Here is a 20,887-nt window from a genome sequence, read left to right as displayed (position 1 = left end):
GTTTATTCTCCTTTCGCGTTATCCTTCGTTCCGGTAGTGTTTTCTTTTACTCCGGTCACTTCATTTTTTGTCGTAGTTATACTGTCCCCAGCTTCGGCTTCCGGATCACTGACCCGTACTTTCATGCCCGGAGTCAACTTATGGAACCCTTCTACAACCACCATTTCTCCTTCTGCCAGTCCTCTTTCTACCACCACATTATTCCCGACTTCCGGTCCTAATTCGATAAAACGTTTCTCTACCGCATTATCTTTGCGCATGGTATAAATATATGCCCCACCCTTTTCGATGGTAACGGCTTTCATCGGAACAACCAGTGCACCTTCACGAACATCCAGCAACAACTTTACCTTTGTAAATTGTCCTGGCAACAATACTTGTTTCGGATTCGGCATTTCTGCACGTACAGAGAAAGTTCCGGTTTGAGGATCGACTTGCGGTTCGGCAAAATCCACATATCCTTTAAATGGATAGACGGTATTATCTGCCAATGTAATGGTAATATTCGGCTGCCAGGAACGGGTGGAATCCTGCTGTCCCAAATTAATGTTTCTTTCTTTACTCTTCAAATAATCGAGTGCTGTCATACTGAAATCCACCAACACTGTATCACTCTTCACAATGGTAGCAAGCAATGATTTTCCTCCGGGGCCTACTAACGTACCCAAGTCCACATTTCTTTCACTAATGTGTCCCGATAAGGGCGAACGAACAATGGTATAACCCAATTCCAGTTCAGCCTGTGCCAAATCCGCCTCGCTCATGGCTACCGTTGCCTCGGCACTTTCATAAGCAGCTTCCGCATTATCCAAGTCCAACTGGCTTGCAGCGTTCTGTTCAAACAACGGACGGATACGTTTTAAATCACGTTCCGCTTTCAAAGCCTGCGCTTCGTCTTTTTTCAATTGTGCTCTGGCTTTATCTGCTTTGGCACGATACTGGTCCTGGTTGATTACAAACAAAACCTGATTCTTATTGACATATGTACCTTCGGCAAAAAGCATATTTTCCAGATAACCTTCCACACGGGCACGTACCTCGACGAACTGTTGGGCACGAATACGCCCCACATATTCCCCGTATATCTCTACGTCGTCTTTCACTACCGGTTCAACAATGACTGTCGGCATTTCCGGCGCAGCCTTCTGAGGTCGGGTCAGTATCCAGTACACACCCAACACAACTACCATACATATAATAGCAGCAATGGTTCTCTTTCTCCTCAGTTTCAACTCATGTTTCGAAAAGAATAATCTCATATCGAATCTTATTATTTAATTTAACTTATGTTTGTTCTATATCCTTATTTACAACTCATATACCAAAAATGCGTTAGCTGCATTATTTGCTTAAAATCAAAGCATTAGATATTTCTTCGTTTTGCAGAAAGTGTGGAAATTCACTGTATGGTGTAGAAAAAATCCACATTTCCGACTTTTGGAACATTTTTTTTAGTTCCTATTTCAACAACTAAACAAATTATGCTCTACATTTGTATTATATTAAACATCAACACTAGACCACATCCTAATGAAAAAACAAATCTTTTCAACATTAGTTTTATCAATTGGCATCTTATTGCCTTTTTCTTTGCATTCTCAAGAGCAAAGGAAAAAGGTAGGTGTCGTTCTAAGCGGTGGCGGTGCCAAAGGAATGGCACACATCAAAGCACTGAAAGTAATTGAGGAAGCCGGAATTCCTATTGACTATATAGCCGGCACCAGTATGGGAGCTATCGTAGGTGGTCTGTATGCCATCGGTTATACTACGGAACAATTGGACAGCATGGTACGAAAACAAGATTGGACATTCCTGTTGAGCGACCGTATCAAACGAAGTGCCATGTCATTGACTGATCGTGAGCGGTCTGAAAAATATACAGTCTCTATCCCTTTCACCAAAACTCCCAAGGATGCTGCTGCCGGAGGACTCATGAAAGGGCAAAATCTGGCTAACCTATTTTCAGATCTCACTGTGGGGTATCATGACTCCATCGACTTCAATAAACTTCCCATTCCTTTTGCTTGTGTGGCAGCCAATGTTGTCAATGGAGAGCAAATTGTATTCCATGACGGAATACTCTCAACCGCTATGCGTGCCAGTATGGCTATTCCGGGTGTATTCACTCCGGTACGGCAAGACAGCATGGTATTAGTGGACGGCGGCATTGTAAACAACTATCCGGCAGATGTTGTGAAAGCCATGGGAGCCGATATTATTATCGGAGTAGACGTGCAGAATGCTTTGAAGAAGGCTGACAAGCTCAACAGCGTCCCCGATATTCTGGGACAGATTGTAGACATCACCTGCCAGTCTAACCACGAAAAGAATGTAGACCTCACAGACACTTATATCCGTGTCAATGTGGAGGGATATTCATCTGCCAGTTTTACCCCGGCAGCCATCGACACTCTGATGCGAAGAGGCGAAGAAGCGGCTAAAGAACAATGGAATTCGTTGCTTGCCTTGAAAAAGAAGATAGGAATAGCCGAAGATTATACTCCGAAGCAACATGGCCCTTATTCTTCTCTTTCCAATGCACGCACAGTTTATGTGACGGACATCTCATTTTCCGGTGTAGAGGTGGATGATAAAAAATGGCTGATGAAGAAATGTAATCTGAAAGAAAACAGTGACATTACCACTCAACAAATAGAACAGGCCTTGTATCAATTACGTGGCAGCCAATCCTATTCCAGTGCCAGCTATACATTGAAAGAGACTCCTGAAGGTTATCACCTCAACTTCCTGTTGCAGGAAAAATACGAAAGAAGAATCAATCTGGGCATCCGTTTCGATTCGGAAGAAATCGCGTCTTTGTTGGTGAATGCAACGGCAGACCTCAAAACTCATATTCCTTCCCGCCTGGCTCTTACCGGTCGATTGGGTAAACGATATGCTGCCCGCATAGACTATACGCTGGAACCCATGCAGCAACGTAATTTCAACTTCTCGTATATGTTCCAATACAACGATATCAACATTTACGAGGAAGGTGAGCGTGCCTATAATACAACGTATAAATATCATCTGGCAGAATTCGGTTTCTCCGATGTATGGTACAAGAATTTCCGCTTCGGACTCGGTCTGCGTTTTGAATATTACAAGTACAAAGATTTCCTGTTCAAGAAACCTGAAATCTCCGATCTGAAAGTGGAATCGGAACATTTTCTAAGTTATTTTGCCCAAGTGCAATATAATACTTATGATAAAGGACGCTTCCCTTCTAAAGGAAGTGACTTCAGAGCTGCCTATTCGCTTTATACGGATAACATGGCACAATACAACGACCACGCTCCATTTTCAGCATTGAATGCTTCGTGGGCAAGTGTCATCCCTGTGACCCGCCGTTTCTCCGTCATTCCTTCCATTTATGGACGTATCCTGATCGGAAGAGATTTTCCTTATCCGCTGCAAAATGCCATTGGCGGTGACGTACCCGGTTTCTATATTCCACAGCAATTACCATTTGCCGGGGTCACCAATCTGGAATTGATGGATAACACCATAATGATTGCGTCTATTAAATTCAGACAACGTATGGGAGCCATTCATTATCTCACACTGACGGGTAACTACGGGCTAACGGATAGTAATTTCTTCGATATATTGAAAGGCAAGCAATTATTCGGTGTTAGTGCAGGTTATGGAATGGACAGCATCTTCGGACCATTGGAAATATCGTTGGGATACTCCAATCAGACGGACAAAGGAAGTTGTTTTGTGAATTTAGGGTATTACTTCTAGTCAAATCTAGTCAAAAAGAATATAATAACACTCCAAGGAAGACAGATTTTAGCAATACTACTTCGCGTAATACAATATTTTCAAAAAGCAAAAGAGGAGACCGCTTCACAGTGATCTCCTCCCTCTATACTCTATATGAATATGCCCCAAAGGGTTTATTAAAAAAGGAACATATTAAAAAGGGTTTTATTAAAAATATTACATATCGATTCAATGAATCGTCTCAAATCATATCAACGGTCTTCACAGACAGTTGATATTCAGGGAAATGTGCATCAAAATAAAATCTGATGCGTGGCTTCGATTAGGTAAAGATGTACCTCTGTACTTTTTCCTAATCGGCTAAGGCAAGGATTCAATGCTACAAATGAATCCAAGCCCCTTACTATAAAACATCTTAAATACTACCACCCTTACCGCCGCTATGTGTCGGATTATAAGTAACCGTCTTATATTGATGATCCGTTCCGGTATAACGAGTTGCTGTAATCGAAACCGTCTTGTTTTGACCATTAAACTTTACATTAGCCGTCAATGTGGTAGTACGAGCTTTTGCATAGCAAGTATAACTCATAGTGGTGTATCCGTTTACATTTACAGTGTTATAAACACGTTCAGTTTCCGTAATGCCAGATACCGATCCCATTAATGAGAACATACGAGTTTTCATGAAAGCAACCATTGCATTCACCGTTTTTGTATCTTCAGCACTAGCACCAGCTCCTAATTGCGATTTTACTTCAGCAACAAGAGCAGCATCATTCTTATCATAGTCCCAACCAGACTTTTCCTTATATTTCAGTTCAATACCAGTCACTGCTTTAGCATTCTCGCTATTATCACGACTAGCTTGTCCTAGAATAGTAGTTGTCACAGTTTCATTACTAATCTTACTGTATACTTTATTCTCTATAGCATAAGCAGAGAAGTGATCGACATCGGCTGTATACGCAGTGACAGCTCCACCTTCTGTAGTAGAAGATATATTTTTAATTACATTTCCCTGATTATCTTTTGCATCTCCCCATTCTCCTGTATCTGGATTCTGATAAGTAAGTATCATATCAGCATCAGCGAATGTTATTCCAGGGATAGGGTTAGGAATAGAAATCGTAACCTTTTTTGCAAATTGCAAACCAGACGGTTCAAATTTAGCAGCAGCTAAAGGGATGCTTTTAGGTATATCTTTATTCACTTCTTCAGCCTTTACTCCAGTAGTTACTTCTGCAGGAGCAGGAACAAAGGTTGTTACACTGATGTCTACTTTACCATCTTTAACAATTTCTGCATTCTCTCCTGTTGCCTCAATTGCACCTGCCGGTATTGCCAATTCGACTTTTACGAGTGGTTTATCCTCTACCACTTCTTCCGGAGCAACTTCTCCCGGCTCTTCAATTGCCAGATTCGATTCACTCTTATCCTCTACCTTAGTTTCTTCTGCTGCCGTTATTGACACAGTCTCTTTCGGACTCTCCTTTGTCAGAGCCAGAGCTACCGTTACCACACTACGATTCTCCGCATTATCTGCAATGACAACTGACGTTTTCTGTGAAAGATATCCATTAGAAGACGCTTCAATACTATAAGTACCTGTAGCACTTTCTGTAACAGAGAACTTACCATTCGAGTCGGTTGTGTAATTTTTACTACCCACTTTTACCTTTACCCCATTCATTGCTTTTCCTCCAGAAGTCACCGTACCCATAATGTAATACTCCACTACCGGTTTTGGAGTTTCAATTACTTCCCCTTCTGCCGGTTTCGGATCGTCATCATCATCGTGACAGGCTACTGTCGCAAAAGTTAACATACCCAAGGCTATCGCCATGGCACCCACATAAAACCATTTTACACTTTTCATAATGTTTCAATTTTGTTAAAAATACTAGTTAAAATATCAATCATGTTTCACTTCTCACTCGTTTTAATCAAATAATATCGAATATAATCCGGCTGCCAGAAATGTGAATTCTCTGCCGACTTAGGTTCAACACTATAACTTTCGCCCAACGAACGATGGGCATATTCATTCCCGCTACGCATATCATACTGAAAAGCAAAATATTCGGGAAGCATTACCCGTAGCAGATGTCGCTTGCGTTTCTTTCCCGGTAATGGAATAGAAAAGTTGAATCCTGCATTCGTTGCTCCATTTGTATACATACCATATATACCTACAATATATTCGCCGAAGTAGCGTGAAAGAGTTCCGCGTACTCCATAATCGCCATAAATAAAGCGTTCTCCTTCTACTTTTACCAAGGTATTCACTTCCGGAATATAATATCCTACGCTAATCTGTCCATTGACTCTTTTCCACTTGCTCATTTTCCACTCGCTACCATAGAAATGAGCAGAGCCGGTTATTCCTCCTCCACCTTCTACCGTCCACCGACCATTTGCCGAAAAATAGCCGATGCCTGCTGCAAGTCCCTGGCGATCATTGGAGAAGCTACCGCCTGTGAGGTATCCTTTCCAATGATTAGCCAAGCGAAAATCCTGTCGCAAAGCCATGAATCCCAAGCGAACGCAGTTCCACTTACCATCTTCATTACTTACAACAGGTAAAGAAACCTGCATCCGTAGCGAAGCTCCTTTCCATAATTGCATTTCCAGGGCAGGTTGCAACTCGAGAGCCGCCTTATACAACTTATAAGTTACATTATTGACTAACATCACGTTGGGATATACTACCAAATCCATCTTACCGAAAGAACTTTCTTTTCGCTTTACACCTTTCAGCTGACGCACAGCAGTTTCGGTAGAAGTAGTTATCCCCATCTTACGATACACTTCATCCAACGCACATTCACCGGACTGATATTTTTGAATCAATTCTGCAGGGATGGTTATGCATAATTGTGGTAAGGCATTATCTAATATAAGTAGCTGCAAAGTCGGTATTTCCGGTATAGTAACCAAATGGCGTATGGCAATACCGATTCCATTATAAATACCTCTATAAGCAGAGGTCTCAAAAGCCGCAGTTATCGTGTCCCTTTTCTCCACAACTGAAATATTCTCCATATCCAACTCTTTCAGTGTCTCACTCACACGAACAGGCTGTGCCTGTAACAAAGAAATACCACAGAGAAAAACAGCGGTCACACTAACAATCCTTTTCATCTTCTTTTAATGCATTAATGTACATTCATACCGCAGACCGGCGGAAACACATGTAAATTCACGAGTAAACACATTGACGGACAAATGCTTCCAAAAGCGCATGGCAGCACCCATATTCCATCCACGCGTATCATATTCCACCATCAACTTCAATTCTTTGCAAAAAGAAGGCGTATAGCGGACACCTCCGAAAGGTCCTTTATTAAATACACGACAATCACCTTGATGAATATACCATCCGGCCGTTACAGCCAATTGGTCTCCCGAACGAAACCCGATAGTCTTTGTCAACACACCATAATAAGCTCCCCAATACGGAGTCTTCTTCTCCGTCAAAAGATCATCTCCACCAATCACAACAGCTGGGAAATAGCGACTTTCTTTTAGCGGACGAATACGAATCGTATTAGAACGGTCCTGATTATGATAACCCGTTCTGCCTGTACCGGTTGTCATTTTGAGTAATGTCATCCGGTAAGTGAATTCGATAAAAGAAAAAAGAGTCATATCTACAAAATAGTTCATGGTAGGAAAACTGAAAACCGATGGAGTAACTTGCTCGGGTAAGAAATTGACTCCTCCCATAAATGTACCGGTCTCCTGCATTTCAGCGGTAGGTATCATCAACTGCCCCGTTGTTCCCATGGAATATTGCGCATGAACCAGACCGCTCATCGGAATGAGTATCAGAAATAGAATACTACCTTTTAACGAAATAAATGGCTTATTCCTAAAAGCCGCTTTAATTTGTTTCATCTTTATTTGTATGTTATACTTTTAAATAGAGATATTCTCAAAACTTTTTTGATTAATCCACTATTTTTACCTTATATAATTCTGTTACTTCTTAGGTAACGGAAAACACACAATCAAGACCAATCGGAATGAGAATAGAGAAAAACATCGACAATTACAGTGGTAGAAGAGTTTTTGCCTTTAGCGAAGGGGGAAATTCTTTTTAAAACAGGACATATAAATCATAGGGCATGAAGATATGATTATTTCATGTTCGGATTTTTTTTTGCCGTATGCATCAGATAAAACGAAAAAAAATGGGGGAATATTTGTTTGCTATTTATATTTTTGTCTATCTTTGCGTCATATTTGATTCCGTTACCTAAGAAGTAACAGATACATTTAAATACTGATTATTAAAGTTTTGCCTATCTATTACCTACTTACATTGTAATTTTTAACGTAAGATAAATTCTTTCTATTTACTTCTGTGCGTTCTCTTAATCCAAAGCCTTTCAGATATATTTGTGTGGTTTTAATAGATTTGTGTCCCAACGATTCACTAATCATTTCAATCGGAACTCCGCGATACTTAGCAGTAGTGGCCCAAGAATGTCGGAAGGTATATGAAGTGACGGGCGAATTCAAGCGCAACACTCTCGCCAAATCCTTCAAAGAATTATTAAAACGACGAAGAGCAGACTGATATTCTTTATATGCTTTTTCATCTTTCCGCTTCTTATCACCATGCAGAATATCGAATAAATAGTCGGGACAATCAGGAAGAGCTGTTTTATTGCTTCGAAGCTGATTCATCATCTCTTTTGCACTTTCCAGAATTTCCAGGCTTATAGGTGTTTTAGTCTTGATACGGTTATATTGAAGCACATTCCGGTCTAAAGCCGATTTCTCCAAATGCGCCAAATCCGCGAATGACATTCCACAGAACTGAAACATCAGAGCTGCAATCGTCTGCGTACGACGCAAACGTTCGGATTTCGGGTCCTCATACAGTAGTTTGTGCAATTCGGTCACAGGCAATGCTTTCTTTTGCCGGATATCCACGCCTGTATAGACATCATGAAACAACCGGGGAACATAAGGGGCACTTCCCGCTTCTACTCCCCGATTATAGATACTACGCAACATACGCATATAAGTAGAAACCGTATTGAGCTTTAATCCGGACCCGTAAAGATGCTGTCCATAGCATCGTAAACACTCCCGGGTGACTTGCCTGAACGATATGTTACCTGTTCCACAAAACTTACTAAAAGAAAAAAGAGCATTCTTATAAACATGAGCGGTAGAATATCGCCCTTCTTTTCGCAAACGCTCAATGTACGCTCCGGCACATTGGCTAAATCCATTTTTATTCATTTTTTGCATCACTAGTTATTTTAGATTATACAATATATAGAGAAAGAACAAAAGTAAGCTACTTTATGATTGCAGCTATTATAAAAAAAGAAAAGTAAAAGAAAACCTTCACTCGCGTGGAAGTTATTCTTTTACTTTCCTATAACGTTCTGAATTTATTCACCATATAGGCCGCAGAAGTGAATCTTATTCATGTCTGCACTGTTTTCACCACAGAGTACACAGAGGGCACAGAGGTGAATCTGTTTTATGACTTACGGTTGTGACCCTAATTTTGATGCGTAATCCTCCTACTATAAAGTTGAAAAAACATGAAAACATCTGCCACCTGCAACCAAACGCGTGTAATGCACTAGTTGATAAATAGTTGGAGCGTTGCAGATACCTGCGGCAGATAGGTTGCAGATAAAGTATCTGCCACACAGTATAAACCTTACATAAGCCAATTCTCTAGGAGGGCAAAAGTTTATTGTATACATTAACTTCCCGTTTCCAGGCGGGGAACTGTCGTTTCCGGCATTAGAAATTACAGTTTCCACGGCAGGAAACGAGAGTTCCTAAGGCGAGACACTACAGTTTCTACGTAAGGATACTGTCGTTTCCCCGTAGAGACACCACCATTTCTCCACGGAGTCACCCCAATTATCCCATAGCTTTGCACAAAGGAATCCAGGCTTTTTCTTTGATTATATAACGTGTTGCAGATACTTTATCTGCAACCTATCTGCAACAGGTATCTGCAACGTTCCAACTATTTATTAATTAGTGTGTTACACGCTTTTCGTTGCAGGTGGCAGATGTTTTTATGTTTTTCAACTTTATAGTAGACCAAACTTTCATTCATTTCTGCACCGTTTCATTCATTCTTATACTCTTTCATTTCATGATTAAAGAAAAGATAAAGAATTGTAGATTTAAAATGATACAAAGCAACTTATTGTGTATATTTGCGTTATTTATTGAGTAAAACTAATCAATATATTGAGTAAAAGTACTCATTCTATTGAATAAACAACAGAAAACATGTATAAAAGAGTTCAATATCAAACGATTACAAAAAGACTAAAAGAGCCTCGACATTTCCTGCAAGTAGTGTTAGGACCTCGCCAAGTTGGAAAGACTACAGTCATCAAACAAGTAGTCAATGATCTGAATCTACCTTATCAAATCTATTCGGCAGATAGTATTCCTGCTACACAGACATCTTGGATTTCAGACTGTTGGAATACGGCAAGAGTACAGATGCGAGTAGAAAAATTATCTGAATTTATTCTGATAATCGATGAAATTCAAAAAATAAAAAATTGGAGTGAAGTAGTCAAAAAAGAATGGGATGCAGATACATTCAATGATATTAATATGAAAGTCGTTCTTCTCGGCTCTTCACGTGTATTGTTAGAAAAGGGATTATCAGACTCGATGATGGGTCGCTTTGAAGAGATAAGAATGACACACTGGTCGTATCCGGAAATGCGGGATGCATTTAATATGAGTCTGGAACAGTATCTTTATTTCGGTGGATACCCGGGAGCAGCTTTTTTGATAGAAGATGAAGAACGCTGGGGACAATATATCAATGGAGCAATCATAGATGCCACTATCAATAAAGATATTTTATACGATTCCCCAATTAGCAAACCGGCATTATTACGGCAAACTTTTGAACTGGGAACTTCTTATTCCGGTGAAATCGTATCGCTGACCAAAATGGTAGGAGCATTACAAGACGCTGGAAATACAACAACGCTAGCAGGATATTTAAACTTACTGGGAGATAGCGGCTTACTGACCGGTTTACAAAAGTTTGCAATGGACAAGTCGCGCCAAAGAGCAAGCGCTCCTAAATTTCAGGTATTCAACAATGCTTTAAAAACCGTATATAATGATTTGACTTTTAAGGAGGCTATTCTCAACAGAAAAGAATGGGGACGTATTTTTGAATCTGCAATTGGTGCACATATTGTTTCCAACGCATTTACTGGTAACTATGAAGTATTTTACTGGAGAGAAAAAGATAAGGAAGTAGATTATATATTGAAAAAGAAAAACCGGATTGTAGCCATAGAAGTAAAAAGCAACAGTGAAATGTATAATGCAGGACTAGAAGAAATACGCAAAATGTATCAACCGTATGCTAGTTTCGTAGTCGGAGAAGGGGGCATGAAAGCCGAACAATTCTTAAGTATCAATCCTGCGAAGTTATTTGAATAAAGAAATACAGCAAGAAGATGCAGGCTTGAATAATGTTTTTCCCCGTATTATTCGCTAGAATCAAAGAAAGTACCTATCTTTACCGCAAGTATTTTTTATTATTCACCATTAGATGTAAAGATTATGGCAAGTAGAAGAGAACTCAAAAAGAACGTAAACTATATCGCAGGAGAATTATTCACCGAGTGTTTAATCAACAGTATGTTCATCCCTGGCACAGACAAGGTGAAAGCAGATGAACTGATGGCAGAGGTACTGAAGATGCAGGATGAATTTGTTACTCGCATCAGCCACACAGAACCGGGCAACGTGAAAGGTTTTTATAAGAAATTCCGTGCTGATTTTAATGCAAAGGTAAACGAGATTATTGAAGCTATAGGGAAATTGAACTAACAACAGAATGAAAAAAGCAATTTATAGCTTTATCTATTACCGCCTGTTAGGGTGGAAGACAAACGTTACGGTGCCTAATTATGACAAATGCGTGATATGTGCCGCTCCACACACAACAAACCTTGATTTATTTATTGGAAAACTATTTTATGGTGCTATAGGCCGTAAGACAAGTTTCATGATGAAAAAGGAATGGTTTTTCTTTCCGCTTGGAATCTTTTTCAAAGCAGTTGGCGGAATTCCCGTCGACCGCAGTCGAAAAACTTCGCTAGTAGATCAGATGGTTCATAAATTTGCCGAATATAAAAAGTTTAATTTGGCTATCACTCCCGAAGGAACCCGTAAAGCGAATCCAAACTGGAAAAAAGGCTTTTATTTTATAGCCTTGAAAGCACAGGTTCCTATCGTTCTGATTGGTATTGATTACAGCAAAAAAACGATTTCGGCAACGAAAGCTATCATGCCGTCAGGAGATATTAATAAGGACATGAGAGAAATCAAACTTTACTTCAAGGATTTCAAAGGAAAACATCCGGAGAATTTCGCTCTTGGAGAAATATGATTTAAGTATTAGGTATTAAGTATTAATCGTAGCTTTTGATATACTTATCCGCACGGCTTAATACTTAATACTTATTACTTAATACTTAGTTATCATGGAGTCTATCCGTATTTCTATCATACAAACCGATATTGTTTGGGAAAATAAACAAGAAAATCTCCGTTTGCTCCACGAAAAGCTGCAAAGTCTTCGTGGAATAACGGAGATTGTTGTTTTACCGGAGATGTTTTCTACCGGATTCAGTATGCAGAGTAAAATACTGGCAGAGCCAAATTCCGGGGAAACCATTACAACACTCAAACAATGGGCCGCCAAATTCCAGCTAGCCATTTGCGGAAGCTATATAGCAACAGAGAACAAACAGTTTTATAACCGTGCGTTCTTTCTGACGCCGGAAGGAGAAGAGTTCTATTATGACAAACGACATCTGTTTCGTATGGGACGGGAAGCTGAACACTTTTCGGCCGGTGATAAACGACTCATCATCCCCTATCATGGATGGAATATCTGCCTGCTGGTTTGCTATGACCTTCGTTTCCCTGTATGGAGCCGAAACGTAGGCAACGAGTACGACCTTTTAATATATGTAGCCAACTGGCCTATCCCCCGCCGTCTGGTTTGGGATATTCTACTCCGGGCACGCGCTTTAGAAAATCAATGCTATGTATGCGGTGTCAACAGAGTAGGTACAGACGGGTACCAACTTTCATATAATGGAGGAAGTAAAGTCTACTCCGCTTTCGGAGAAGAAATCGGCTCAATTCCAGATGAAAAGGAAGGAATAACGACTGTCAGTGTAAATCTCACTGCTCTCAACCAATTCAGAGAGAAGTTCCCGGTATGGAAAGATGCAGACGAATTCCATCTATAACATTTGCCAAATAACAAATGTTAAAAACAGATTCATGTAGCAACAATACCTAGAATTCGGTAGTTAATTATATAGACTTCTTTTGTATCTTTGTCGTGAAAATACAGTCGTAAGGACGCTAATCTTACATAACTTAATTAACAACTTTATGAAAACAAATCTTAGTTCTCAAATCAGTCTCCACCGGGTCTCCCCCAGATACTACAGACCGGAGAATGCATTTGAAAAATCAGTCTTGACAAGACTCGAAAAAATCCCTACGGACATCTACGAATCCGTAGAAGAAGGTGCTAACTATATTGCTCGCGAAATAGCACAGACCATCCGCGAAAAACAAAAAGCAGGACGCTTCTGCGTATTGGCACTCCCCGGAGGTGATTCGCCCAGCCACGTATATACCGAACTCATCCGCATGCATAAGGAAGAAGGTCTTAGCTTCCGCAATGTGATCGTATTTAATATGTATGAATATTATCCGTTGGCTCCCGATGCAATCAACAGCAACTTCAATGCTTTGAAGAGTATGTTGCTGGATCACATCGATATTGACAAACAAAATATATTCACTCCCGACGGAAGCATTGCCAAAGATACCATCTTCGAATATTGCCGTCTGTACGAACAACGCATCGAAAGCTTCGGAGGTATTGATATTGCCTTGTTGGGCATTGGCCGTGTAGGTAACATCGCGTTCAACGAACCGGGTTCCCGACTGAATTCTACCACTCGTCTGATTTTGTTGGATAATGCATCACGCAACGAAGCATCCAAGATTTTCGGAACGCTGGATAATACGCCGATCAGTTCTATTACAATGGGTGTATCCACTATCCTTGGCGCAAAGAAGGTTTATCTGCTTGCATGGGGGGAAAACAAAGCAGCTATGATTAAAGAATGTGTGGAAGGTGCGATCACTGACACTATTCCGGCTTCTTATCTGCAAACTCACAACAACGCGCATGTAGCTCTTGATCTTTCAGCAGCTATGAACTTAACACGTATCCAACGTCCGTGGCTGGTAACTTCTTGCGAATGGAATGATAAACTAATCCGTAGTGCCATCGTTTGGTTGTGTCAGTTGACCGGCAAACCGATTCTGAAGTTGACAAATAAAGACTATAACGAAAACGGTTTGAGTGAACTTCTGGCACTTTACGGTTCTGCGTACAATGTAAACATCAAAATCTTCAATGATTTACAGCACACCATTACCGGATGGCCGGGTGGCAAACCTAATGCTGATGACACCTACCGTCCGGAACGTGCAAAACCGTATCCGAAACGTGTAATCATTTTCTCTCCGCATCCGGATGATGACGTTATTTCGATGGGTGGTACGCTTCGTCGTTTGGTAGAGCAAAAACATGAAGTACACGTAGCTTACGAAACTTCCGGTAATATCGCCGTTGGTGACGAAGAAGTAGTTCGTTTCATGCATTTCATCAACGGATTCAACCAACTCTTCAATAACAGTGCAGATCAGGTTATCAATGAGAAATATGCAGAAATACGTAATTTCTTGAAAGAGAAGAAAGATGGTGATATGGACAGTCGTGACATTCTGACTATCAAAGGTCTGATTCGTCGTGGTGAAGCCCGTACGGCCTGTACTTATAACAATATACCATTGGAACGATGCCACTTCCTAGACTTGCCGTTCTATGAAACAGGTAAGATTCAGAAAAACCCGATCAGTGAAGCAGACGTGGAAATCGTACGTAACTTGCTTCGTGAAGTGAAACCTCATCAGATTTTCGTTGCAGGTGACTTGGCCGACCCGCACGGAACACACCGTGTATGTACGGACGCCGTATTCGCAGCCGTTGATCTTGAAAAAGAAGAAGGTGCCAAATGGCTGAAAGACTGCCGTATCTGGATGTACCGTGGTGCGTGGGCTGAATGGGAAATCGAAAATATTGAAATGGCAGTGCCGATCAGTCCGGAAGAACTTCGTGCAAAACGTAACTCTATCCTGAAACATCAGTCGCAGATGGAAAGCGCTCCGTTCCTGGGTAATGACGAACGTTTGTTCTGGCAACGTAGCGAAGACCGCAACCGTGGCACAGCTACTTTGTATGATAAGTTAGGACTGGCTTCTTACGAAGCAATGGAAGCATTTGTAGAATACGTTCCTTTATAAGAATAATATTCTTAATTAAGAGAATATAAAACAATGAAAGAAGAGTGGGAAGTTTCGATACTTCTCGCTCTTTTTTTGTTATTTTTGCGGGGATAATTCACCACAGAGGAAAGGAGGACACAGAGTTATTATGAACAACCATTTTTATATCGCTTCATAGATTTGCCCTCCGTGTTCTCCTTTCCTCTGTGGTGAAAATGAGAACAAAAGCATTGAATAATGAAAAAGATAATAGTGTTTCTTCTATGCCTTACTGTAAGTGCTAATTTTCTTTTCGCTCAAGATATTGAAAGAAATGTAAAAGAACGGCTGACGGATTACTTCAACAAATATACCGCAACAGCCAAAATCAGCACTCCTAAACTGAACAGTTTCGATATAAATTATGATCGCAAGACAATTGCAATCTACGCATCGGAAAGTTTCGCCTATCAGCCTTTCCGTCCGGAAACTGTAGAATACATTTATAATCAAGTTAAAGAACTGCTTCCGGGGCCTGTTCATTATTACCAGCTCACCATTTATGCAGATGGAAAACCTATTGAAGATTTGGTTCCTAATTTCTACCGGAATAAGAAAAAGGATAAGGAGCGGTTATCTTTGAATATAGACTATAAAGGAGCTCCCTGGGTGAAAAACATCTCACGCCCCAATGAAATTTCACGCGGACTACAAGACCGTCATATTGCAATCTGGCAAAGCCACGGCAACTACTTCAAAAATGATAAAAACGAATGGGGATGGCAACGCCCTCGATTATTCTGCACCACGGAAGATATGTTCACTCAATCTTTCGTTCTTCCATACGTGATTCCCATGTTGGAGAATGCTGGAGCGATTGTTTATACTCCCCGTGAACGGGATACGCAGAAGAATGAAATCATCGTAGATAATGACACTCCCAACGCTTCCCTTTATCTGGAAGTGGGTAGCAAAAAAGCTAATTGGACAAATGCCCCGGTAAGAGGATTTGCTCAAAAGAAAACGATCTATAAAGAGGGAGAGAATCCTTTCACTGACGGAACCTGCCGTTTCATACCAACCGAAAGAAAGAAAAAGAAGAATAAAGACCAGGTATTTGCCGAATGGGTACCTACTCTACCGACAACAGGCAAGTATGCTGTTTATGTTTCTTATCAGACACTCCCCAATAGTGTAAGCGATGCCAAATATCTGGTATTCCATAACGGAGGAGTAACCGAATTTAAAGTTAATCAGAAAATAGGTGGAGGCACATGGGTTTACCTCGGAACGTTTGAATTTGATAAAGGGAACAACGACTACGGCATGGTGGTACTTAGCAACGAGAGCAGCGAACATGGAGTTGTATGCGCCGATGCAGTACGTTTTGGAGGTGGAATGGGAAACATTGCCCGTGGAGGAAGAACCAGCGGGCTGCCCCGTTATTTGGAAGGAGCACGCTACTCTGCGCAATGGGCGGGAATGCCATACGAAGTGTATGCAGGTCGTAAAGGTGAAAACGACTATACAGACGACATCAACACACGTTCCAACGCTATCAACTATTTGTCGGGCAGTTCTGTCTACAACCCGCAACAATCGGGTTTAGGCGTACCTTTGGAAATGACTATGGCGTTGCACAGTGATGCCGGATGCAGCAAGACTGATGAGCTTATCGGATCGCTCGGTATCTATACCACCGATTTCAATAATGGAAAACTGAATGCAGGAACAGACCGGTATGCATCACGTGACTTAGCCGATATTCTGCTCACACAGATTCAGAAAGATATTTATTCAAGTTACAGCATCCCCTGGACACGCCGCAGTATGTGGAACCGGAATTACAGTGAAACACGTCTCCCGGCTACACCTTCTACGATTATCGAACTGCTCTCCCATCAGAACTTCGCAGATATGCAGTTAGGGCATGATCCGAACTTCAAGTTTACAGTGGGACGTGCCATTTATAAAGGTATTTTGCAGTTCATTACCAGCCAGCATGATAAAGAATATATAGTTCAGCCCCTACCAGTCAGCAATTTCGCCATTCAATTCGGAAAGAAAAAGAATACATTGGAACTTTCATGGAAAGGTGAAGATGATCCGCAAGAACCGACTGCACGCCCACGGGAATACATCGTATATACACGCATCGGTTATGGAGGCTTTGACAATGGAACCTTAGTCAGCAAAACGTCCCACACCGTTAAAATAGAACCGGGGCTCGTTTATTCATTCAAAGTGACTGCCGTAAACCGCGGCGGGGAAAGCTTTCCCTCCGAAATCCTTTCCGCTTATAAAGCCAAACGCGAACAAGAAAAGGTAATTATCATCAATGGCTTTGACAGAATCAGCGGTCCGGCGGTCGTTAATACTTCTGATAGAGCAGGATTCGATTTATCACAAGATCCCGGAGTCCCGTATATATCAAACATTTCGTTTTGCGGAGCACAAACAGGCTTCGACCGTACACAAGCCGGAAAAGAAGGAAAAGGCAGTCTGGGACATAGCGGAAACGAGTTAGAAGGAATGAAAATAGCGGGGAACACATTCGATTATCCTTTCATTCATGGAAAAGCGATTCAGGCAGCCGGCAAATATAGTTTTGTGTCATGCAGTGACGAAGCAGTAGAAAACGGATTGGTTACGTTAGAAGATTATCCGGTGGTAGATTATATCCTGGGACTGGAAAAAGAAGATCCCGCAAATAAAGCGTACTACAAGACATTCTCCTCGGCTATGCAACGAATTATGACCAGTTATTGTCAGTCGGGAGGTAATCTTTTTGTCAGCGGTGCTTATGTAGGAAGCGATATGAGCGGCACACAAGGAAACCGGGAGTTTACAGAGAAAATACTGAAATATGGTTATCAAAGTAGCCTGACGGATAAGAGTTCGAATCAGATTAAAGGATTGGGGCGCACAATCACGATCCCGCGTCTGCCCAATGAGAACAGTTATGCGGTTCCTGCAGCAGATTGCATCGTTCCCGTAGATACTGCTTTCCCTGTATTTACGTATGCACCCGGCAATCAGAGCGCAGGTATCGCTTACAAAGGGAACTACCGCACTTTTGTATTGGGCTTTCCTTTCGAAAGCATCCAGTCGGAAGCGGATCGGGCAACCATCATGGCAGGCATCTTGGGATTCTTTACTCAAAAATAAAAAATATCCTTTTTTTTAATCCGTTTCTCATTTTAAATTCTATCTTTGCTACTATAATAACCTTTAAAACTAAAAAACAATGTATACTATACAAGCAAATCCTAGCGGTACACGCAGCATAGAAGTATCTAATGAAAACTTGAGAACGATTGAGAAATATGCTCTGTTCCGTCATCTTATCGACAGTACCGGTATTGTAGATGAAGCAGTTCTGGATAAGTTGAAACTAAATATCCGCTCCCTTATCGCCAGTCAGGAAGAAGACAGTAAAGACTTGCTGGACCTTTGTATCGACGTGATTTATCACAATAATATGAAGGCATTCGGTCTGCAACAGCTCATCAAGCTCTATCTTACCTGGCTTTCCAACACGGAAGCGGAAGAAGAGGAGGAATAATGATTACGGTAGATACCTGCGGAATAACAGCATACAGTCCGCTGATTCCTGCAATAAGAGCAATGTGCACTGCCTCTCCGGGAGAAACGATAGAGATTATCATGAACCATGCTGACGCGTTTCAGGATCTAAAGGAATATCTGTCCGAGCAAGGTATCGGTTTTCGTGAAATCTATGATGGAGAACAAATGACATTACAGTTCACAATCAATGGGAAGTTATAAAAAAACATCTCAATGATTGAAGCAAAACATCCCGATAATCGAAGTTAAACATCTCAATGAATAAAAAAATCATTGGGATGTTTTTTTATTATCCGTATCTTTGCAGCATGAAAGAATATCGATTGACTGACTGGTTACCTACTACCAAGAAAGAAGTAGAACTTCGCGGATGGAATGAATTGGATGTCATTCTATTCAGTGCTGATGCATACGTGGATCACCCTTCTTTTGGTGCTGCCGTTATTGGACGGATTCTTGAAGCGGAAGGTTTGAAAATAGCCATTGTACCCCAGCCCAACTGGCGTGACGACCTGCGTGACTTCAAGAAGCTGGGACGCCCACGGCTATTCTTCGGCATCTCCGGTGGATGCATGGATTCGATGGTAAATAAATACACAGCCAACAAACGATTGCGCAGTGAAGATGCATATACCCCGGACGGTCGTCCGGATATGCGTCCGGAATATCCTTCTACGGTTTATAGCCAGATACTAAAGAAACTTTATCCGGATGTTCCCGTAGTTATCGGAGGAATCGAAGCCAGTTTAAGACGGTTAAGTCATTACGATTATTGGCAGGACAAAGTGCAAAAGAGCATTTTATGCGACAGCGGTGCCGACCTGCTCATTTACGGAATGGGAGAAAAACCACTTCCAGACCTGGTGAAGAATATGAAAAGTCTGCTTACTGCTGAAGAGCCAGTACTGACAAGCAGTAAATTCAGAACAATCATCGGATCAGTTCCTCAAACAGCCTATCTTTGTCGTGCAACAGAATGGACCTCTGCCGAAGATGACCTTCCACTTTATTCGCACGAAGAATGTCTGGCAGATAAAAAGAAACAGGCTAGTAATTTCCGGCATATCGAAGAAGAATCTAACAAATATTCAGCTTCCCGAATCACGCAAGCCGTCGGAAACAAGATAGTAGTAGTCAATCCTCCATATCCTCCGATGAGCCAGGAAGATCTCGATCGTTCGTTTGATTTGCCATATACCCGGCTACCTCATCCTAAATATAAAGGGAAACGGATTCCGGCTTATGACATGATTAAGTTTTCCATTAACATTCACCGGGGATGTTTCGGCGGTTGTGCCTTCTGCACCATTTCCGCTCATCAGGGAAAGTTTATCGTCAGCCGTAGCAAAGAGTCCATACTGAAAGAGGTGAAAGAGGTCATCCAGTTACCCGATTTCAAAGGATATTTAAGCGATTTGGGTGGTCCTTCCGCTAATATGTATCAGATGAAAGGAAAAGACGAAGCTATTTGCAAGAAGTGCAAACGACCGTCATGTATCCATCCGAAAGTTTGCCCGAATCTAAATACCGACCATCGCCCTTTGCTGGATATTTACCGTGCAGTGGATGCCTTGCCCGGAATAAAAAAATCGTTTATCGGTAGCGGAGTACGCTATGACCTGTTACTTCATCAAAGTAAAGATGAAGCGATCAACCGCAGCACTGCCGAGTATACCCGTGAATTGATTGTCAATCACGTAAGTGGTCGGCTGAAAGTAGCTCCGGAACATACCAGTGACCGGGTATTATCTGTGATGCGCAAACCTTCTTTCGAGCAATTTGAAACATTCAAGAGGATATTCGACCGTATCAACCGGGAAGAGAATCTACGTCAACAACTGATTCCGTATTTCATTTCCTCGCATCCCGGATGCAAAGAAGAAGATATGGCGGAACTTGCCGTTATCACTAAACGTCTGGACTTCCACCTGGAACAAGTGCAGGACTTCACTCCTACTCCGATGACGGTTGCTACCGAAGCCTGGTATACCGGATTCCATCCATACACGTTAGAACCGATATTCAGTGCCAAAACCCAACGGGAAAAACTCGCCCAGCGGCAGTTCTTCTTCTGGTATAAACCGGAAGAACGGAAAAACATCATCAATGAGTTGAGACGTATCGGACGTTCTGATTTGATAGACAAATTATATGGAAAACGCTAATTCGCTCC

At 41.5% G+C, this 20,887-nt stretch carries 15 protein-coding genes; 10 read left to right on the top strand and 5 right to left on the bottom strand.

The window, feature by feature from the left end; all coding sequences use genetic code 11:
* Positions 1-2: 2 nt before the first annotated feature.
* Positions 3-1,259: an efflux RND transporter periplasmic adaptor subunit gene (locus tag INE92_RS03615; protein WP_008021831.1), complete on the bottom strand. Its 1,257-nt coding sequence runs from the start codon at positions 1,257-1,259 to the stop codon at positions 3-5.
* A 271-nt stretch (positions 1,260-1,530) separates the two neighbouring features.
* Here INE92_RS03615 and INE92_RS03610 point away from each other — a divergent pair, with 271 nt between their 5' ends.
* Positions 1,531-3,747, top strand: a complete 2,217-nt coding sequence (locus INE92_RS03610) for a patatin-like phospholipase family protein (protein ID WP_195436597.1) — start codon at positions 1,531-1,533, stop codon at positions 3,745-3,747.
* A gap of 397 nt (positions 3,748-4,144) precedes the next feature.
* Here the strand turns inward: INE92_RS03610 and INE92_RS03605 are convergent, their stop codons facing one another.
* The 4 genes from INE92_RS03605 to INE92_RS03590 all read right to left on the bottom strand — a co-directional run bounded on the left by INE92_RS03605 (position 4,145) and on the right by INE92_RS03590 (position 8,997).
* Positions 4,145-5,608, bottom strand: a complete 1,464-nt coding sequence (locus tag INE92_RS03605; protein WP_195436598.1) for a carboxypeptidase-like regulatory domain-containing protein — start codon at positions 5,606-5,608, stop codon at positions 4,145-4,147.
* A 47-nt stretch (positions 5,609-5,655) separates the two neighbouring features.
* The gene (locus INE92_RS03600) at positions 5,656-6,873 is read right to left on the bottom strand and encodes a hypothetical protein (protein WP_195436599.1); all 1,218 of its coding nucleotides are present in this window, start codon (positions 6,871-6,873) and stop codon (positions 5,656-5,658) included.
* A 6-nt stretch (positions 6,874-6,879) separates the two neighbouring features.
* Entirely contained in the window at positions 6,880-7,629 is a 750-nt protein-coding gene (locus INE92_RS03595; protein WP_074909016.1) for a YjbH domain-containing protein, read from the bottom strand.
* A gap of 414 nt (positions 7,630-8,043) precedes the next feature.
* Positions 8,044-8,997: a tyrosine-type DNA invertase cluster 3b gene (locus INE92_RS03590; protein ID WP_151935968.1), complete on the bottom strand. Its 954-nt coding sequence runs from the start codon at positions 8,995-8,997 to the stop codon at positions 8,044-8,046.
* A gap of 1,014 nt (positions 8,998-10,011) precedes the next feature.
* Between INE92_RS03590 and INE92_RS03585 the strand changes: the two genes are divergently transcribed.
* From INE92_RS03585 to INE92_RS03545, 9 genes are all read left to right on the top strand, one after another.
* Positions 10,012-11,199, top strand: a complete 1,188-nt coding sequence (locus INE92_RS03585) for an ATP-binding protein (RefSeq protein WP_004312586.1) — start codon at positions 10,012-10,014, stop codon at positions 11,197-11,199.
* 123 nt (positions 11,200-11,322) lie between these two features.
* A complete protein-coding gene (locus INE92_RS03580) occupies positions 11,323-11,592 on the top strand; it encodes a hypothetical protein (RefSeq protein WP_004306027.1) in 270 nt (89 codons plus the stop codon).
* Between the two features lie 7 nt (positions 11,593-11,599).
* Positions 11,600-12,154: a 1-acyl-sn-glycerol-3-phosphate acyltransferase gene (locus INE92_RS03575; RefSeq protein ID WP_004312588.1), complete on the top strand. Its 555-nt coding sequence runs from the start codon at positions 11,600-11,602 to the stop codon at positions 12,152-12,154.
* Between the two features lie 94 nt (positions 12,155-12,248).
* Positions 12,249-13,025: an amidohydrolase gene (locus INE92_RS03570; RefSeq protein WP_151935969.1), complete on the top strand. Its 777-nt coding sequence runs from the start codon at positions 12,249-12,251 to the stop codon at positions 13,023-13,025.
* 148 nt (positions 13,026-13,173) lie between these two features.
* Positions 13,174-15,165, top strand: a complete 1,992-nt coding sequence (locus INE92_RS03565; protein WP_004312593.1) for a glucosamine-6-phosphate deaminase — start codon at positions 13,174-13,176, stop codon at positions 15,163-15,165.
* A gap of 219 nt (positions 15,166-15,384) precedes the next feature.
* Positions 15,385-18,294, top strand: coding sequence for a golvesin C-terminal-like domain-containing protein (locus INE92_RS03560; RefSeq protein WP_151935970.1), 2,910 nt, complete (start codon positions 15,385-15,387; stop codon positions 18,292-18,294).
* A gap of 79 nt (positions 18,295-18,373) precedes the next feature.
* Positions 18,374-18,691, top strand: coding sequence for a hypothetical protein (locus INE92_RS03555; RefSeq protein ID WP_004312597.1), 318 nt, complete (start codon positions 18,374-18,376; stop codon positions 18,689-18,691).
* Positions 18,691-18,915, top strand: a complete 225-nt coding sequence (locus tag INE92_RS03550; protein WP_004312598.1) for a sulfurtransferase TusA family protein — start codon at positions 18,691-18,693, stop codon at positions 18,913-18,915. Before INE92_RS03555 ends, INE92_RS03550 begins: the two co-directional genes overlap by 1 nt.
* A 107-nt stretch (positions 18,916-19,022) precedes the next feature.
* Entirely contained in the window at positions 19,023-20,879 is a 1,857-nt protein-coding gene (locus INE92_RS03545; protein ID WP_117684504.1) for a YgiQ family radical SAM protein, read from the top strand.
* Positions 20,880-20,887 lie beyond the last annotated feature (8 nt).

This window comes from Bacteroides xylanisolvens, from assembly GCF_018289135.1.
Classification (GTDB): domain Bacteria; phylum Bacteroidota; class Bacteroidia; order Bacteroidales; family Bacteroidaceae; genus Bacteroides; species Bacteroides xylanisolvens.
The sequence above is the reverse complement of the archived record's forward strand: the minus strand, read 5'-3'. Positions and strand labels throughout refer to the sequence as shown.

Excerpts from the sequence above, each read along its gene's own strand:
- INE92_RS03575 (WP_004312588.1), top strand. The coding sequence starts at position 11,600 with ATGAAAAAAGCAATTTATAGCTTTATCTATTACCGCCTGTTAGGGTGG.
- INE92_RS03595 (WP_074909016.1), bottom strand. The coding sequence starts at position 7,629 with ATGAAACAAATTAAAGCGGCTTTTAGGAATAAGCCATTTATTTCGTTA.
- INE92_RS03605 (WP_195436598.1), bottom strand. The coding sequence starts at position 5,608 with ATGAAAAGTGTAAAATGGTTTTATGTGGGTGCCATGGCGATAGCCTTG.
- INE92_RS03615 (WP_008021831.1), bottom strand. The coding sequence starts at position 1,259 with ATGAGATTATTCTTTTCGAAACATGAGTTGAAACTGAGGAGAAAGAGA.
- INE92_RS03545 (WP_117684504.1), top strand. The coding sequence starts at position 19,023 with ATGAAAGAATATCGATTGACTGACTGGTTACCTACTACCAAGAAAGAA.
- INE92_RS03570 (WP_151935969.1), top strand. The coding sequence starts at position 12,249 with ATGGAGTCTATCCGTATTTCTATCATACAAACCGATATTGTTTGGGAA.
- INE92_RS03555 (WP_004312597.1), top strand. The coding sequence starts at position 18,374 with ATGTATACTATACAAGCAAATCCTAGCGGTACACGCAGCATAGAAGTA.
- INE92_RS03610 (WP_195436597.1), top strand. The coding sequence starts at position 1,531 with ATGAAAAAACAAATCTTTTCAACATTAGTTTTATCAATTGGCATCTTA.
- INE92_RS03590 (WP_151935968.1), bottom strand. The coding sequence starts at position 8,997 with ATGCAAAAAATGAATAAAAATGGATTTAGCCAATGTGCCGGAGCGTAC.
- INE92_RS03600 (WP_195436599.1), bottom strand. The coding sequence starts at position 6,873 with ATGAAAAGGATTGTTAGTGTGACCGCTGTTTTTCTCTGTGGTATTTCT.
- INE92_RS03560 (WP_151935970.1), top strand. The coding sequence starts at position 15,385 with ATGAAAAAGATAATAGTGTTTCTTCTATGCCTTACTGTAAGTGCTAAT.
- INE92_RS03585 (WP_004312586.1), top strand. The coding sequence starts at position 10,012 with ATGTATAAAAGAGTTCAATATCAAACGATTACAAAAAGACTAAAAGAG.
- INE92_RS03565 (WP_004312593.1), top strand. The coding sequence starts at position 13,174 with ATGAAAACAAATCTTAGTTCTCAAATCAGTCTCCACCGGGTCTCCCCC.
- INE92_RS03550 (WP_004312598.1), top strand. The coding sequence starts at position 18,691 with ATGATTACGGTAGATACCTGCGGAATAACAGCATACAGTCCGCTGATT.
- INE92_RS03580 (WP_004306027.1), top strand. The coding sequence starts at position 11,323 with ATGGCAAGTAGAAGAGAACTCAAAAAGAACGTAAACTATATCGCAGGA.